General features: G+C 62.4%; 14 protein-coding genes. 9 read left to right on the top strand and 5 right to left on the bottom strand.

The window, feature by feature from the left end:
• Nucleotides 1-43: 43 nt before the first annotated feature.
• Nucleotides 44-583, bottom strand: a complete 540-nt coding sequence (locus BLR25_RS12900) for an NAD(P)H-dependent oxidoreductase (RefSeq protein ID WP_091938262.1) — start codon at nucleotides 581-583, stop codon at nucleotides 44-46.
• Nucleotides 584-747: 164 nt separating this feature from the next.
• Between BLR25_RS12900 and BLR25_RS12895 the strand changes: the two genes are divergently transcribed.
• The 3 genes from BLR25_RS12895 to BLR25_RS12885 all read left to right on the top strand — a co-directional run bounded on the left by BLR25_RS12895 (nucleotide 748) and on the right by BLR25_RS12885 (nucleotide 3,982).
• Entirely contained in the window at nucleotides 748-1,203 is a 456-nt protein-coding gene (locus BLR25_RS12895; RefSeq protein WP_091938260.1) for a hypothetical protein, read from the top strand.
• Nucleotides 1,204-1,513: 310 nt separating this feature from the next.
• A complete protein-coding gene (locus BLR25_RS12890) occupies nucleotides 1,514-2,023 on the top strand; it encodes a DUF3015 family protein (protein ID WP_091938258.1) in 510 nt (169 codons plus the stop codon).
• 72 nt (nucleotides 2,024-2,095) lie between these two features.
• Nucleotides 2,096-3,982 (top strand): Lnb N-terminal periplasmic domain-containing protein, encoded by a 1,887-nt coding sequence (locus BLR25_RS12885; RefSeq protein WP_091938257.1) that lies wholly within the window; start codon nucleotides 2,096-2,098, stop codon nucleotides 3,980-3,982.
• Between the two features lie 49 nt (nucleotides 3,983-4,031).
• Here BLR25_RS12885 and BLR25_RS12880 read toward each other — a convergent pair whose 3' ends face one another.
• The 4 genes from BLR25_RS12880 to BLR25_RS12865 form a co-directional block, all read right to left on the bottom strand.
• On the bottom strand, nucleotides 4,032-4,496 hold the full coding sequence (locus BLR25_RS12880; RefSeq protein ID WP_091938255.1) for a YbhB/YbcL family Raf kinase inhibitor-like protein: 465 nt from the start codon (nucleotides 4,494-4,496) through the stop codon (nucleotides 4,032-4,034).
• Between the two features lie 45 nt (nucleotides 4,497-4,541).
• On the bottom strand, nucleotides 4,542-5,363 hold the full coding sequence (locus tag BLR25_RS12875) for a mechanosensitive ion channel family protein (protein ID WP_091938330.1): 822 nt from the start codon (nucleotides 5,361-5,363) through the stop codon (nucleotides 4,542-4,544).
• 16 nt (nucleotides 5,364-5,379) lie between these two features.
• On the bottom strand, nucleotides 5,380-5,955 hold the full coding sequence (locus BLR25_RS12870) for a restriction endonuclease (protein WP_091938329.1): 576 nt from the start codon (nucleotides 5,953-5,955) through the stop codon (nucleotides 5,380-5,382).
• Between the two features lie 70 nt (nucleotides 5,956-6,025).
• Nucleotides 6,026-6,997: a Bug family tripartite tricarboxylate transporter substrate binding protein gene (locus BLR25_RS12865; protein ID WP_176785876.1), complete on the bottom strand. Its 972-nt coding sequence runs from the start codon at nucleotides 6,995-6,997 to the stop codon at nucleotides 6,026-6,028.
• A 245-nt stretch (nucleotides 6,998-7,242) separates the two neighbouring features.
• On the opposite strand from BLR25_RS12865, the gene fdnG reads away from it, so the two are divergent.
• From fdnG to selB, 6 genes are all read left to right on the top strand, one after another.
• A complete protein-coding gene (gene fdnG, locus BLR25_RS12855) occupies nucleotides 7,243-10,308 on the top strand; it encodes a formate dehydrogenase-N subunit alpha (protein WP_143009847.1) in 3,066 nt (1,021 codons plus the stop codon).
• A gap of 12 nt (nucleotides 10,309-10,320) precedes the next feature.
• Nucleotides 10,321-11,208, top strand: coding sequence for a formate dehydrogenase subunit beta (gene fdxH / locus BLR25_RS12850; protein ID WP_091938247.1), 888 nt, complete (start codon nucleotides 10,321-10,323; stop codon nucleotides 11,206-11,208).
• Entirely contained in the window at nucleotides 11,205-11,825 is a 621-nt protein-coding gene (locus BLR25_RS12845; protein WP_091938245.1) for a formate dehydrogenase subunit gamma, read from the top strand. Before fdxH ends, BLR25_RS12845 begins: the two co-directional genes overlap by 4 nt.
• 70 nt (nucleotides 11,826-11,895) lie before the next feature.
• Entirely contained in the window at nucleotides 11,896-12,807 is a 912-nt protein-coding gene (gene fdhE, locus BLR25_RS12840) for a formate dehydrogenase accessory protein FdhE (RefSeq protein ID WP_091938243.1), read from the top strand.
• 47 nt (nucleotides 12,808-12,854) lie between these two features.
• Nucleotides 12,855-14,261, top strand: a complete 1,407-nt coding sequence (gene selA, locus BLR25_RS12835) for an L-seryl-tRNA(Sec) selenium transferase (RefSeq protein ID WP_091938241.1) — start codon at nucleotides 12,855-12,857, stop codon at nucleotides 14,259-14,261.
• Nucleotides 14,258-16,180: a selenocysteine-specific translation elongation factor gene (gene selB, locus BLR25_RS12830; RefSeq protein ID WP_091938239.1), complete on the top strand. Its 1,923-nt coding sequence runs from the start codon at nucleotides 14,258-14,260 to the stop codon at nucleotides 16,178-16,180. The genes selA and selB overlap by 4 nt, the downstream gene beginning before the upstream one ends.
• Nucleotides 16,181-16,198 lie beyond the last annotated feature (18 nt).

Raw genomic sequence — 16,198 nt, 5'->3', positions numbered from 1 at the left:
CCCCGGCCCTTCGCATCATCGAAGGCCGGGGCGTTCGTTTATCTCAATCGGCGCCGGGCAGGAAAGGTAGCGCCAGCCGGACGGCCAGTTCGATGCGTTTTTCCAGGGCGAGACTGCACAGCTTGTGATCGACGAAATCGGCCTCGGTGGCGAAGACGCCGATCGGCAGTGTCAAGGCCTGTTTCATTGCCAGCAAGGGCCGCAACTGCTGATCGATGACCAGACCATGCAAGGCGCTGCCGCCGGTGGCCGCCAGCAGCGTCGGCTTCCCGGCCAACGAGTCCATCGCCGTCATATCGAGAAAATGCTTGAACAGGCCTGAGAAGGTCGCGTTATGGACAGGACTCGCGGCAATCAGCACGTCGGCATTTTCGACGGCAACCACCTGCGCGAGAATATCCTCGGGGAGTTCGCTGCGCCAGTAACATGCGCCGAGACGCCGCCCAAATTGTGCAATTTCCACCCGCTGCGGCACGATTGTCCGAAACTCGCCAATCCTGGCCAACAAGGCCTCGCACAGCACCAGCGTCCGCGATGGTTGCTGCAAGCTGCCGCAGAGCACGGCGACATTCAAAGCTGACATTTCCACAAACCTTTCTGATAACAACAACGGACGCCTGCAGCAATTTCCGGACCATGACGAGAGCGTGACCGTTTCCGCAATGCTGATATTGACAGCGGCGACCGCTTCGCGGTTTCATCGTCATGAATAAAATCGACCGAACACCCTCCGACCGACAATTTCCGATGACGCTCTCGCTCCGCCGTCTCCTGGCCGCCTGGCTGATGATGCTCCTTGTATCGATGGCAAACGGCGCCCTCCGCGAATTCGTCTACGCGCCTTATCTGAGCGCCTCGGCGGCGCAACAACTCTCCACGCTCACCGGCGCGATACTGCTCGGCATCATCATCTACCGCCATGTACAACGCCATCCATTCCCCTCGCTCGGCGCTGCTTTCCAAAGCGGAGTCTTTTGGGTGACGCTGACGATCGCCTTCGAATTCCTGTTTTTCCACTACGTCGGCGGTCATCCCTGGTCGGCGCTACTCGCCAACTACGACCTGTCGGCGGGCCGTCTTTGGCCGCTCCTGCTGCTCTGGATTACGCTTGCACCGGCGTTGTTCTTCTTCCTCGAAATGCGCCGAACCGGTGCATTCGCCCGCCAAGCCCCGCCCACCCGCGACCAGGCAGAAACAAACTAGACGATTTGTGCATGCCGCGGCTTGATTTTGTGAAATTTCTCACACAAGCCCGGCGATACGGCAAGGATAATTGCGCCCAAAAAACCAGTCGGCCGGGTCCATAAAACACCTCAGAACCGCCCCTTCGCCGACCCTCATCAGGCAATAGCCGTCAATCACGTCGAGGAACGAGCTCCGTCACAACGGCGCGGGCAAGTTCTTCAACAATGGAGGACACCTTCCGCAACTCATGCCTTTTTGCGGTTTGGCTGCAGTTGTCGCAATGGCCTTGTGCATTTATCCACCACCCGATCAATCAGGAAAAACACATATGAACAAGCTTCTGACACTCATTGCAACAGCATTCTCCCTCTCGCTTTCCGGTATCGCCCTCGCGGCGGGTGTCGGCCCCAACCAACCGGCAGGATCGGGACCCAACCCGTTTTCCGACTGCGGCATCGGCGCCGCCTTGTTCAAGGATGTCGAATGGGCAGCGGTCACCTCCAACATCATCTGGGATCTGGGCACCACGGCCGTCACCTCGGCGACGGTCAGTCCGCAAACCTGTTCGCGACGAAACATCAAAGCCGCCATGATGGTGCGTGACGCCTACGCCCAGATTGTCGAAGACGCGGCGCGCGGCCAGGGCGAACACCTCACCGCCACCCTGGGATTGTTCTCATGCGAACGCGCGCAGCAAAACGAGGCAGCAGAGGCAGTACGTGCCGACGTGCTCGACGCGGTCTCCTCGCCCGACTACCGCGAACAACAAACGCTCGAGAAGGCAGGAACGCTCTTCAACATCATCGACCGGGCCACGCGTTTGCACTGCGCCGTCTAGACTCAGCGCGTACGCCAGCCCACACCATCAGGACGCCCTCGCGAGGGCGTCCTTGTTTTGTCCTTTTCGTCGATGCCAACTTCAATTCTGCGTACCCTCACTTGCTTTCACGTTGCGATTCTCCTGCTCACCGCGCCGACGGTCACATGCGCCACCGCATTGGAGTCGTCAAGCCTCGGCGCAAACCCGACTTGGCAGCGTTTGCTCCATTACGAAAGCGCGTGGAGATATCCCGGCCAGGTGAGCAGCGCGATCCACAGCCCCGATTTCTTCCTGGCCGAACATGGGCGGACCGACCCGGAGGCCGAACTCGCGGCGACGCTCGCAGCAATGTTGCACCCGCTCTCCGGCCCGCCCGACGCGCACGCGAAATGCCGCTTTCCGGCGCGACTGATGTGGCTGCGCGAACAATTGGCCGAATACCGCGAGGCGCTAGCCGACATCGAATGCCCGGCCTTCGCCGAGTGGGTTCCGATCGACGACATCACGTCGATCAGCCTGGTTTTCGCCAACGGCTATCTCGACAATCCGGCCTCGTACTATGGCCATCTATTCCTGAAATTCAACAAGCGCGGCGGCAGCGCGTTGGCCGATCAGACGGCAAATTTCGGCGCGATAGAGACACGCGGTGACAACCCGGCGCTCTACATCGTCAAAGGCATCGCCGGCGGCTATGACGGTGGATTCAGTCCGGTCGACTACTTCTTTCACGACGCGAATTACCGGGAAAACGAACTCCGTGATCTCTGGGAATATCGCCTTGACCTGTCGCCGCACGAAACACGCTTGATCACGGCGCACAGCTGGGAAGTGCTGAACAAGCGATATGCGTATTACTTCTTCCATGACAACTGCGCATACCGTGTCGCCGAGCTGCTCGAAATCGTCGATACCGTCCGGGCGATCCCGCGCAATCGTCCCTGGATTGCGCCGCAGGCGGTCATTCAACAACTCTTCGAACCGAGTGAGCGTGCGCATCCCTTGGTTGCCGAACGGATCTACCACCCTTCCCGGCAAACCCGGCTACACCAACGCTATACTGCCCTGAACGCCGGGCAGCGTACGCTAGTAGCCGACCTCATCGACAAACGCGAGGCTATCGCCGGCGCCCGCATGCAAGCCTTGTCGCTAGCGGAACGACATGAAATCATCGATACGCTGATCGACTATCACCAATACAGGCGGAGCAGCGACAAACAGAAAGACCGGACACCGCCCTCGCCCGGCTATCTGGACGCGCTCGGCGAACGGCTACGCCTCCCGCCCGGACTCGTTGCCACTCGAAGCGCCGAGCCGACGCCGCCGGAAGAGGCCAACGCGCCGAGCTGGATACAGGCTGGCACCCGTCATGGCGGCAAGACGCCGGATGCACTGTTCCTGCGGCTGCGCCCCGCCTATTACGATGCGCTCGATGTCAGCGGCGCCCAAGCCGGCAATAGCGGCCTCAGCATGGGCGAGATCCGGGTCGACAGCGTCAACGGCGGACTCGCGCTGACCCGCCTTGACGTGATCGCGATCGACAGCGTCCGCCCGGCGGTCACCGGCCTGCCGGGCGATCGCGGTATCGGCTGGCGTCTGCGCGCCGGCGGCGAAGAAGACCGGATCGGTTGCACGCACTGTAGCGTCGCGAGAATCCAGGCTGACTACACCGTTGGCATGAAGATCGACGACCTGCCGCTGTTCACCGCCTTCAATGCCGGCGGCGCGCTGCAATCTCATACCGCACTCAACGCTGCCGGATTCGCCCGCCTGGGATTTGCCGCAGTGACTCGCCCGACCAATGATTTCGGCATGCGCCTCGGTATCGAGCTTCGGCGCCCGCTGGACGCCCGACTCGCCACCTATACGGCATCCCACATCGAGGCTCGACGGGCGCTCGGCGGCGGCTACGACCTGCGCTTCCTTTGGGAACGCGACGCCGCCTCGCGACTATCGATCGGCATCGGGCGCTATTGGTAGCCACCACACGCCAGGAGCATTACCGGCGCAATGAATCGGAGAAGCCCGGTCAATCGCCTTTCTGGTAGGTGCCGATACACTGCGCTTCGGCCAAAACATGGCCCTGCATCGCCTGTTCCAGCGCCTTGCGATCCGGTTCCTTCAGATCCGGCAGCACCGTATCCAAGGCATAGAGCTTATGGAAATAGCGATGCCGGCCAATCGGCGGACACGGGCCGCCGTAGCCGGTGGTCTTCCAGTCGTTCAGGCCCTCGCGCGTCCCGGCCGGCAGGACATCAACGTCTTCGGGCAGACCGGCACAATCGGCCGGGAGGTTATAGAGCACCCAATGCACCCAGATGCGCTGTGGCGCGGCGGGATCCGGCGCATCGGGATCATCGACGATCAGCGCGAGACTTTTCGTCCCCGGCGGCAGCTCATGCCAGGACAAAGGCGGCGACACATTGGCGCCCTCGCAGGTATAACAGGGTGGAATCTTCCCGAGATGCTCGAACACACTTGAACTGATACGCATGGTGAATCCTCCATGACGAATGGCGCTGAGCGCCGTAAAGCGTGACTATGCTCCTAACATCCTGACTTCCTGTTGCGGCACCGGAATCTCGACACCTTCGGCGCGGAAGGTTTCAAGAATCGCCCGATTGATTTCGCCCGATGCCGCCACGTAATCGGGTACCCGGACCCAAGGCCGGACGCTGATCGCCACGGCAAACTCGGCGAGTTGGCTGACGGCGACGACGGGCGCCGGTTCCGGCAGCACACGCGGATTTGCCGAGAGTATCCCGTTGATCAGGCGAAAAGCGGCTTCCAGGTTGGTGTCATACGCGACGCCGACGACGAGATCGAGCTGCCGCATGTTGCTGTAGTTATGCATGATCTCGCCGACGATCTTGCGGTTCGGAATGATGACCTTCGAGCGGTCGGTATGGCCGAGCGTCGTGCTGAACAAGGTAACGTCGAGAACCTCGCCCTCCTCGGTACCGATCGACAGATAGTCGCCGACATGAAACGGCCGCGTGAAGATGATCGTCAGCCCGGCCGCGACATTGCCGAGAATGCCCTGCATGGCCAGGGCGACGCCGGCGCCGGCGACACCGAGGCCGGCGATCAGCGGCAGGAGTTCGACGCCGAGATTCTGCAGCGCCATGATGATGAAGAAACCGAAAACAATCAGATGCGCAGTGCGCACCAGCAACACGCGCACCGGCGCCTCGAACTTGAGGCGCACGAGCAACCGCTCGACAAGCCGACCGACCCAGCGCCCGAGCAGATGTCCGATGAAGAGAATGACAAGAGCAACAACAAGCTTGGGGCCGAAGCGGACCGCCATGTCGATCGCCGACACCTTGAAATGATCGAGTGTTCGCAGTTGTTCGTTCATCGCCATCCTCCTGAGGTCACTTCCGCGGCAACGATTTCCGCGGCAAACGCAGCAAACGCGCCAGTTGCGGCGCCAGCATCAGGGCCATCCGGTGTTCCTTGGCGAACTGGCGGGCGGCGTCGGAGACGCCATTCGCCGAGACGTACAAGGCCTCGCGTGCTTCCCGCGCCTCGCGCGCCGCTTCCAATTCACGCAGCGGCTCGACGCCCTGGCTGGCGGCCTTCCAACGCTTGCAGCAGACCACCGACGTACGCCCCTGCTTTTCGAGCAGGAAGTCGGCGGCGCCATCGATACGCTTGACGGTAAAGCCATCGCGTTCGAAGGCTTTTTCCATCAGGCCGGAAAACTCACGCCATGACATCGCCGAAACCGCTTCGATCGTGTCTTCGACGCGTGCGGCACTCGGCTCGTTACGTTGCTTCCATGCGGAAATCGACCCGACAACGATGAACGGCAGCGTAAACGCGACGCCGTAGGAAAAGTACTCGCCGGACGCAATGATCTTGCCGAGCAGCGCAATGACGGCAGCAACGGCAAAACTGATCCACCACGGTGAGCGCATCAGGATGGCGAACAGCGAATTTTCAGACATTTTCAGTTGCACGACTTCTCTATCTCCATTGCGTAAAAAACAACCCGTCGATTCTCACGACACAAAAAAACTATTCGAGTTTGATGCCCGAGCGTTCGATCACCTTGGTCCAGGCGGCCGTTTCATGCTTGAGCAGTGCGCCGAACTGCTCGGGCGTTCCGCCATGCACGACTTCGGCGCCGGCCGTCGCCAGGCGCTGTTGCACATCCGGCATTTGCACGATCTGGACAATCAGTTTGTTGAGCCGCGCCACCGTCTCGGCCGGCATGCTCGCCGGGGCCAGGAAGCCATTCCAGGTCGTTGCATCGAAACCGGGGAAGCCCGATTCGGCGACCGTCGGCAAATCCGGCACCGCCGCCGAACGCTTCGCATTCGATACCGCCAGCAACTTGACCTTGCCTGCCTTGACGAGCGGCTGCACATTCGAGAGCGCGGCAAACATCACGTGCACGTCGCCGCGACTCAGCGCCAGGGCCGCCGGAGGACCGCCGTTGAACGGAATGTGCACAAGATAGGAACCGCTCTGCATCTTCAAGAGTTCCATCGACAGGTTCGACAAGGAACCGAGTCCGACGGAGGCGTAATCGAGCGTGCCCGGCTTGCTTTTCGCCAACGCGATCAACTCCTTGAGCGAATTGACCTTGAGATCGGCACGCACCGCCAGCACGTTCGGCTGCGTCACCACCAACGCGATCGGCGCCAGATCGCGCTGGACGTTGTACGGCGGCTTCGGCGTCAGCGACGGCGACACGGTGAGCGGGCCGTTGTAGCCGAGCAACAGCGTATGCCCATCGCGTGAATTGACGACGGCATCGACGCCGATGGTGCCGTTGGCCCCCGGCTTGTTCTCGACGATGACGGTCTGGCCGAGCATCGGGCCGAGCTTCTCGCCGACCAGGCGTGCAACGATATCGACCGAACTGCCCGGCGCCGTCGGCACGACGATGCGGATCATGCGGCTGGGCCAGGTTTCGGCCACGACGGTGGCGGAAGCGCAGAGCAGGGCCGCAGCAAGGAACGCGCGCCAGTTCTTTCGAATCATTTCAGGACACCTTTGCACACAAACAAGGGGACGGTTGGCCGAAGCGACCAGCGAAGACCTGAAAGTATCCCCGACGCGGCGCGCCCGGTCAATCCATCCAGGGGAACTCTCGATATGCTCGACGACTCGAATGCGCCGGAGCGAAAACTCGATTTTCATATAGAATGGTTCAGTGGGTTGGCATTCCCTCTGTAATACCTGTTTCAGGCGTGGTTCGAAGTCGTAACCGAAAAGGAGAAGACTCAATGAACGTGACACGGCGGCAGTTTTTCAGAATATGCACCGCAGGACTCGGGGGGTCGTCCATCGCGATGATGGGCTTCTCACCGAATGCCGCGCTGGCGGAGGTGAGAACCTTCAAGCTGACGCGAGCCACCGAAACGCGCAATACCTGTCCGTATTGCTCGGTTTCCTGCGGCGTACTCATCTACTCGAGCGGCGACAAATCGAAGAACGCGCACGCCGAAATCATCCACATCGAAGGCGACCCGGACAATCCGGTCAATCGCGGCACCCTCTGCCCGAAAGGCGCCGGACTGCGCGACATGGTGCAGAGCGCCAACCGCCTGAAGTGGCCGGAAGTGCGTGAGGCGGGTGCGAGCGAATGGAAGAAGATCTCGTGGAACGAGGCCTTCGACCGCATCGCCAAGCACATGAAGGCCGATCGTGATGCCAATTTCATGGTACAGAACAAGGACGGGCTGACGGTCAATCGCTGGACGTCGACCGCTTTCCTCGCTTCATCCGCGGCACCTAACGAGGCTGGCTACCTGACCGTGAAGACGATTCGCGCGTTGGGGATGACCTCGATCGACACCCAGGCACGTATTTGACACGCCCCCACGGTGGCCAGTCTGGCTCCGAGTTTTGGGCGTGGTTCGATGACCAACCACTGGGTCGACATCAAGAATGCCGATCTGATTCTCGTCATGGGCGGCAACCCCGCCGAAGCCCACCCCTGCGGCTTCAAGTGGGCGATTGAAGCCAAGAAGACGCGCAAGGCGAAGCTCGTCGTCGTCGACCCGCGTTTCAACCGCACGGCCTCCGTTGCCGATTTCTATGCCCCCTTGCGTTCCGGGTCCGACATCGCTTTCCTCGGCGGCGTCATCAACTACCTGATCGCCAACGACAAGATCCACAAGGATTACGTCAAGGCCTACACCAACGCCTCCTTCCTCGTCGATCCGGGCTTCAAGTTCAGCGACGGGCTCTTCAGCGGCTACAACGAAGAGAAGCGCAGCTACGACAAGGGCAGCTGGTCCTATCAGCTCGACAAGGACGGTTACGCCAAGATCGACGAAAGCTGGCAGGATCCGAACTGTGTCTGGCAACTGATGAAGGCGCACTACGCGCGCTACACGCCGGAAATGGTGGCGAAGGTCTGCGGCACGCCGAAGGAATCCTTCCTCAAGGTCTGCGAGTACATCGCCGAGACGGCGGCGCCGAACAAGACCATGACAAGCTTGTACGCGCTCGGCTGGACCGAGCACTCGGTCGGATCGCAAAATATCCGCTGCATGGCGATGATCCAGTTGCTGCTCGGCAACATGGGCATGGCTGGCGGCGGCATCAATGCGCTGCGCGGACACTCGAACGTCCAGGGCATCACCGACTTCGCGCTCTATGCCCAGCAACTGCCGGGCTATCTGGCCGCACCGACCGACGCCGACAAGGACATCAAGAGCTTCCTCGAGAAGAAGACCACCAAGGCGCTGCGTCCGGGACAGATGAACTTCTACCAGAACTTCCCGAAGTGGTACGTCAGCCTGCAGAAGGCCTGGTGGGGCGACGCGGCGACCAAGGACAACGGCTTCGCCTTCGACTACATGCCGAAGCTTGCCGGCGCCTCCGACGTCCTGTCGATCTTCGACCAGATGTACCAGGGCAAGATCAACGGCTTCCTCTGCCAGGGCTTCAACCCATTGGCATCGGTCGCCAACAAGAAGAAGGTCAGCGATGCGCTCGCCAAGCTGAAATACATGGTCGTTATGGACCCGCTGGCCACCGACACCTCGGAATTCTGGAAGCCCTACGGAGAATTCAACGAAGTCGACCCGGCCAAGATCCCGACCGAAGTCTTCCGGCTTCCGACCTCGCTGTTCGCCGAGACCGCCGGCAGCTTTACCAATTCCGGCCGCGTCATCCTGTGGCGCTGGAAGGCTGCAGAGCCTCCCGGGGACGCCAAGGACGACACCGAGATCATGGCGACCCTGTTCCTCAAGCTCAAGGAAATGTACGCCAAGGATGGCGGCGCCTTCGCCGAGCCGATCCAGAAGCTGACCTGGGCGTATCGCATCCCGAACAAGCCTTCGCCGGAAGAGCTGATGATGGAGTACAACGGCAAGGCGCTGGCCGACGTCGTCGACCCGAAGGACGCGACCAAGGTGCTGGTCAAGGCCGGCGATCAGTTGCCGAGTTTCGCGATGCTGCGTGACGACGGCACGACCACGTGCGGCAACTGGATCTACTGTGGCGTATGGTCGCAGGCCGGCAACAACTCGGCGCGCCGCGACAATAGCGATCCGTCCGGACTCGGCCAGACCCTCAACTGGGGATTTGCCTGGCCGGTCAACCGGCGCATCCTGTACAACCGCGCCTCGGCCGACCCGAGCGGTAAACCCTGGGATCCGAAACGCACGGTGTTGCGCTGGACCGGCAAGGTCTGGGGCGGCAACGACATTCCCGACATGCGCCCGGATGCTGCGCCGGAAGAGAATGTCATGCCGTTCATCATGAACCCGGAAGGCGTGGCCCGTCTGTTCGCCCGCGACCTGATGGCGGAAGGCCCGTTCCCCGAGCATTACGAGCCCTTCGAAACGCCGCTCGAAGCCAACCCGATGCACCCGCAGAACCCGAAGGCCAAGAGCAATCCGGCGGCACGCGTGTACAAGGGCGACATGGAAGCCTTCGGCAACGCCAAGGACTTCCCCTACGTCGCCACGACCTATCGCCTGACCGAGCACTTCCACTTCTGGACGAAGCAGTCGCTCGTCAACGCCATCATGCAACCGGAGCATTTCGTCGAAATCGGCGAGGAACTGGCGAAGGAGAAAGGCATCGCCGCCGGCGACCGCGTCAAGGTCCGCTCCAACCGGGGCTTCATCAAGGCGGTGGCAGTCGTCACCAAACGCATCAAGGCATTCGATATCGACGGCAAGAAAGTTCATACCGTCGGCATTCCGATCCACTTCGGTTTCAAGGGAGCGACGAAGCCTGGCTTCATCACCAACACCCTGACGCCGTTCGTCGGAGATGCCAACACGCAGACGCCTGAATACAAGGCGTTCCTCGTCAACATCGAGAAAGCCTAAAGGAGAGCTGATATGGCACTGCAATCGCTAGATATCAAACAGCGCTCCGCCACGACGACGCCGGCACCGCAGGCGCGTCAGACGATGGAAATCGCCAAGCTCATCGATGTTTCGGCCTGCATCGGCTGCAAGGCTTGTCAGGTGGCGTGCATGGAATGGAACGACGTCCGCGAGGAAGTCGGCCATAACGTCGGCGTCTACGACAATCCGACCGACCTGACCGAGAACGCCTGGACGGTGATGCGCTTTACCGAAGTGGAAGAAAACAACAAGCTGGAATGGCTGATCCGCAAGGACGGCTGCATGCACTGCAGCGACCCGGGCTGCCTGAAATCCTGCCCGGCGCCCGGCGCGATCATCCAGTACAGCAACGGTGTCGTCGACTTCCACCAGGAAAATTGCATCGGCTGCGGCTACTGCGTCACCGGTTGCCCGTTCAACGTTCCGCGCATCTCGAAGAAGGACAACAAGGCCTACAAGTGCACGCTGTGCTCGGACCGTCTAGCCGTCAACCAGGCGCCGGCCTGCGTCAAAGCCTGTCCGACCGGCGCCATCGAGTTCGGCAGCAAGGAGGACATGAAGGACTATGCCGGCAAGCGCATCGCCGACCTCAAGGAACGCGGCTACGACAAGGCGGGGCTGTACGACCCGCCCGGCGTCGGCGGCACGCACGTGATGTATGTGCTGCATCACGCCGACCGTCCGGGGCTGTACGCCGGCCTGCCGGAAAATCCGTCGATCAGTCCGCTCGTGTCGCTCTGGAAGGGCGCGACCAAGCCGCTGGCGACCTTCGCGCTCGGACTCGCCGCACTCGGCAGCCTGTTCCATTACGTCATCAAGGGCCCGAACGAAGTCGCCCGGGAAATTGAGGAAGAGATCGAGAAGGAGGACGCATCATGATCCGCGACCCCAAAGACCTCCCGCGCTACAACGCAGCCGAACGCGCCAATCACTGGGTAACCGGCATCTGCTTCATCCTGCTGGCGCTCTCGGGACTCGCGTTCTTCCACCCGGCTTTCTATCCGCTCGTGCAACTGTTCGGCGGCGGCGCCTGGGCGCGGATCATCCATCCGTATCTTGGCGTCATTCTCGGAATCGCCTTCGTCGTCATGTTCTTCCGCTTCTGGCAACTGAACCTGATCAACGATGCCGACCGCGAATGGCTGACCCGGGTTGGTGAAATGATCGAAGGCAACGACCACAACATGCCCGAACAAGGCAAGTACAACGCCGGCCAGAAAATGGTCTTCTGGAGCATGGCCGTATGCGTCAGTGCCCTCGTCATTTCGGGCCTCCTGATGTGGCGTGCCTACTTCAACTTCCCTGTCGGAATCGTCCGCCTTGCCGCGGTCGTCCATGCCGCGGCGGCAACGATCATGATCCTCGTTGCCATCGTGCATGTGTATGCGGCGATCTGGACGAAGGGGACGATCCGGGCCATGTGGTACGGCACGGTCACGCGCGCCTGGGCAAAACAGCACCACCGGGCGTGGTACCGCCAAATGACGGGGAAATAAACGGTTCTCTCTGGGAAACCCCGCAGTGAAGCCGGGCTGCGGGGTCTTTTTGGATTCACTCTGGAATTGCATGACACCCACGCAGACAATAGAAATCCATCCTTCGACCGAAGTGCCGCCGGTGATCCAACTGCCGCAACCGGGGCGGATCTTTGCCGACCGGCACGCACGCTTCGCTGCTCTCTCGCAGCAACACAGCCTGAGCGATTGGCTCGCCTACCTCGGTCGCCTCACCCAGGCGCAACACGACATTGCCCTGACACTCGATACGCTGGCACCACCGCCGCCCGACGCCGTCGAGCGTGCCCGCCAGCACGGCATGCCGCCGCTCGCCGCCCTCAGCTATCCGCGCCCGGCGAACTGGACCGACATCGCCAGACGCCTGGCGGAAAAGATGGCCAAGGGCGCGCCCGAAGCGATGCATGCGCCGCTGGCGGCGCTTGGCGCGATGACCGTGACGGAACTCGACGCCATCGCCGACGCACTGCTCGATGGGCGCATCGACCCTGACGCCCTGCCCGAGACGACGATCGTCGCGGCCGCGCTGCAGACGATCTGGACCGCCCTCGCCGCCCGCCTCGACGTAAAGACGCTCGCCATCCCCGATCCGTCGGAACTGTGCCCCTGTTGCGGCAGTTTGCCGGTTGCCAGCATTCTCAAGACCTCGGCACAAATCAACAACCTGCGCTACCTGCACTGCTCGCTCTGCAACACCGAATGGAATGTGCCGCGCGCCACCTGCACTGCCTGCAACACCGACCGCGACGTAAACTACCGACAGATCGACGGCGATGACGGTAGCGTACGCGCCGAATGCTGCGATCATTGCAAGAGCTACCTCAAGATCATGGCGCAGGAAAAGAACCCCGGCGTCGACCCGGTGGCCGACGATCTCGCCACGCTGGCGCTCGATCTCCTCGTGGACGAAGCCGGCTATTCGCGCAGTGGCCCCAACCTGCTCTTGCTCGGAGGTGCCGGCTAGGCACACAATGACATAAACATCACTTTCTGCCCGGTCCGGGTGAATGCATGAAACCAACGATATCGCTCCCCTCGGTTGATCGACTGTTGCAGCGCGTTGCGCCGTTGATCGAAGACCATGGCCACACGCTTGTCACCGCCTGCATCCGCGCCGAACTGGCCGCGGCTCGAGCCGGTATCCGCGGCGGTCTGCCGACGCCCGACGAGGCCGAACTGCTCGACGCCATCGCCGGCCGCATCGACCGCCTCGCCCGTCCGCGCCTGCGCCCCGTCTTCAATCTCAGCGGCACCGTCCTGCACACCAACCTCGGACGCGCCCAACTCGCCGAAAACGCCATCGCCAGCATGTGCGATGCCGCCCGCTCGCCCTGCGCGCTTGAGTACAACCTCGACGCCGGCACGCGCGGCGACCGCGACGACCTGATCACCCCGTTGCTCCAGGAAATTCTCGGCACCAAGTTCCCGGATCTCGCCGCCACCGTCGTCAACAACAACGCCGCTGCCGTACTCCTGGCGCTCAATGCCCTGGCCCAAGGCAAGGAAGCGATCGTTTCGCGCGGCGAACTCGTCGAGATCGGCGGCGCTTTCCGCATCCCGGATGTCATGCGTCGGGCGCAGGTACGATTGGTCGAGGTCGGCACCACCAATCGCACGCACGCCGGCGACTATGCCGATGCCATTGGCGCCAAGACGGCGCTGCTGATGAAAGTGCACACCAGCAATTACGCCATTACCGGCTTCACCCACTCAGTGCCCGACGCGGAGGTCGCTGACATCGCCCATGCCAACGGCCTGCCGCTGCTCGTGGACCTCGGCAGCGGCACACTCGCCGACTTCAGCGCCTACGGCCTGCCGGCGGAACCGACGCCGCAGCGTGCGCTGGCAGCGGGCGCCGATCTCGTCACTTTCTCCGGCGACAAACTGCTCGGCGGCCCGCAGGCCGGTATCATCGTCGGCCGCGCGGCACTCATCGCGAAGATCAAGAAAAATCCGCTCAAACGGGCTTTGCGCGTCGGCAAGACGACGCTGGCAGCGCTGGAAGCGACACTCAGGCTCTACCGCGACCCGGATCGACTGGCGCAACGCCTGCCGACCTTGCGACTGCTGACGCGTCCCACGAGCGACATCGAGGCGACCGCAAGACGCCTCGCACCACGCCTGCAAGACGTCGTCGGTACGCTCGCCCAGGTCGTGTGCGAGCCCTGCCGCAGCCAGATCGGCAGCGGCGCGCTGCCGGAAGAACGTCTGCCTTCGATGGCGATCGTCCTGCGCCCACCGGGAAAACATCCCGGCAAAACGCTGCAACGACTCGAAAGCACGCTGCGTGCGTTACCGACACCGGTCATCGGCCACCTGCGCGACGATGCGCTCTGGCTCGACATGCGCTGTCTCGAAGTCCCCGACGAAGCGCGCTTTGCGCAACAACTCGACGCCATGAAAAAGGCATTGGCATGATTATCGGCACGGCCGGCCACATCGACCACGGCAAGACAACGCTGGTCAAGGCGCTGACCGGTACCGACTGCGACCGCCTGCGTGAGGAAAAGGAACGCGGCATCACCCTCGACCTCGGCTACGCTTTCCGCCGTCTGCCCGCCCCCGGCGCCGCCGACCCGGTACTCGGTTTCATCGACGTCCCCGGACACGAAAAGCTCATCCACAACATGCTGGCGGGCGCTACCGGCATCGATTTCGCGCTGCTCGTCATCGCCGCCGACGACGGCCCGATGCCGCAAACGCGCGAACATCTCGACATCATCGAACTGCTGGGCATCCGCCAGGGGGCCGTCGCGCTGACCAAGATCGACCTCGCCGATGCTGGGCGTCAGGCGGATGTCATCATGGAAATCGAGGCACTGCTGGAAGGCACATCGCTCCGGAACGCGCCCATTTTTGCCGTCGATGCCCGCAACGACATCGGCATCGACGCCCTGAACCGGCACCTCGAAACCTGCGCTGCAAGTCTTGCGGCGCGTACGGCACAAGGCCGATTCCGTCTTGCCGTCGATCGCGTCTTCACGCTTGCCGGGACCGGCACCGTCGTCACCGGCACGGCATTTTCGGGCAGCGTCAAGGTCGGCGACACGCTCGTCCTCTCGCCTGGCGGGAGAAGCGTTCGCGTCCGCAGTCTGCGCGCACAGGGCGAAGCAACCGAGAGCGGCCATGCCGGACAGCGTATTGCGCTTGCGCTCGCCGGCATCGAAAAGAGCGATATCGAACGCGGCATGTGGGTCATCGACCCGACCCTTCTTCACCCACAGCGCTGTCTCGCCGTCGCACTGCGCGTCCTGCCTTCGCAGCCACCGCTGCAACATTGGACACATGTCCATGTTCACCTTGGCAGCGACGACATCCCCGCTCGCGTCGCTCTGTTGTCATCGGAATCCGTGCAAGCTGGCGACACGGGGCTCGCCGAACTTGTCCTCGAACGCGAGACCAACGCCCTTGCCGGCGACCGTCTCATCCTTCGCGACGCCGCCGCCCGGGTGACGCTGGCGGGTGGCAAAGTGCTCGACGTCTTCCCGCCGGCACGCAAGAAGCGCGCGCCCGAGCGTCTGGCCTTGTTGGCGGCCCTGGCTGCCGACGATAGCGCCGGCGCGTTGGCGATGATGGCTGACCGGCAAGCAGGCGGCGCCGACCTCGCCAGTTTCTCGCTCAACCATAATCTCGACGCGACGGGACTGGCGGCGCTGTGTTCATCGCTCGCGCTGCGGGTTGTCGGCAACGCCGCCTATTCGACACGGCAGTGGGCCACGCTTCAGGACCGCGTCACCGAAGCGCTGAGCACGGAGCACAGCCGCCACCCCGACATGGCCGGCATCGAAAACGACCGTCTGCGCCGGCTGACGCATCCATCATTGTCACGACGTGCCTTCGACGCGCTGATCGGCGAACTTCTCGATGCCGGACGCATTACCAGGACCGGCGCGTGGCTGCACCTGCCGGGACACCGCGTTCAACTTAGCGACCACGACCGACGTCGATGGGAAACGCTGCAACCGCTGCTCTTGGCCGAGCCTTACAACCCGCCGCGCGTGCGCGACATCGCGCGATCGACCGGCCATGGGGAAAACGACGTGCGCATGTTGCTCAAGCGCGTCGCCCGTCTCGGCGAAGTCTATCCGGTCGCGCTCGACCATTATTTCGCCGCCAGCAAAATCGCCGACCTGGCGGAAATGGTCGCGCAACTGTGCGACCAGAACGGCGCCGCCCGCGCCGCCGATCTGCGCGACAAAATCGGAGGGGGACGCAAGGTCGCCATTCAGATTCTCGAGTTCTTCGATCGCATCGGTTACACCCGGCGTGTCCGGGATACACATCTCTTGCGCGACACGCCCGGCGAAAACCGGATGAAATTGTTCACGCCCGACTAGGGTGCGTATCTCCGTTTC

This window comes from Propionivibrio dicarboxylicus (assembly GCF_900099695.1).
Classification (GTDB): Bacteria; Pseudomonadota; Gammaproteobacteria; order Burkholderiales; family Rhodocyclaceae; genus Propionivibrio; species Propionivibrio dicarboxylicus.
Note: the sequence above shows the minus strand (reverse complement) of the source record. Positions and strands in the feature narration are given on the sequence as shown.

Coding starts and splice junctions, on each gene's coding strand:
- BLR25_RS12875 (WP_091938330.1), bottom strand. CDS start 5,363: ATGAACGAACAACTGCGAACACTCGATCATTTCAAGGTGTCGGCGATC.
- BLR25_RS12865 (WP_176785876.1), bottom strand. CDS start 6,997: ATGATTCGAAAGAACTGGCGCGCGTTCCTTGCTGCGGCCCTGCTCTGC.
- BLR25_RS12880 (WP_091938255.1), bottom strand. CDS start 4,496: ATGCGTATCAGTTCAAGTGTGTTCGAGCATCTCGGGAAGATTCCACCC.
- BLR25_RS12885 (WP_091938257.1), top strand. CDS start 2,096: ATGCCAACTTCAATTCTGCGTACCCTCACTTGCTTTCACGTTGCGATT.
- BLR25_RS12870 (WP_091938329.1), bottom strand. CDS start 5,955: ATGTCTGAAAATTCGCTGTTCGCCATCCTGATGCGCTCACCGTGGTGG.
- BLR25_RS12900 (WP_091938262.1), bottom strand. CDS start 583: ATGTCAGCTTTGAATGTCGCCGTGCTCTGCGGCAGCTTGCAGCAACCA.
- BLR25_RS12845 (WP_091938245.1), top strand. CDS start 11,205: ATGATCCGCGACCCCAAAGACCTCCCGCGCTACAACGCAGCCGAACGC.
- BLR25_RS12895 (WP_091938260.1), top strand. CDS start 748: ATGACGCTCTCGCTCCGCCGTCTCCTGGCCGCCTGGCTGATGATGCTC.
- fdhE (WP_091938243.1), top strand. CDS start 11,896: ATGACACCCACGCAGACAATAGAAATCCATCCTTCGACCGAAGTGCCG.
- selA (WP_091938241.1), top strand. CDS start 12,855: ATGAAACCAACGATATCGCTCCCCTCGGTTGATCGACTGTTGCAGCGC.
- fdxH (WP_091938247.1), top strand. CDS start 10,321: ATGGCACTGCAATCGCTAGATATCAAACAGCGCTCCGCCACGACGACG.
- selB (WP_091938239.1), top strand. CDS start 14,258: ATGATTATCGGCACGGCCGGCCACATCGACCACGGCAAGACAACGCTG.
- BLR25_RS12890 (WP_091938258.1), top strand. CDS start 1,514: ATGAACAAGCTTCTGACACTCATTGCAACAGCATTCTCCCTCTCGCTT.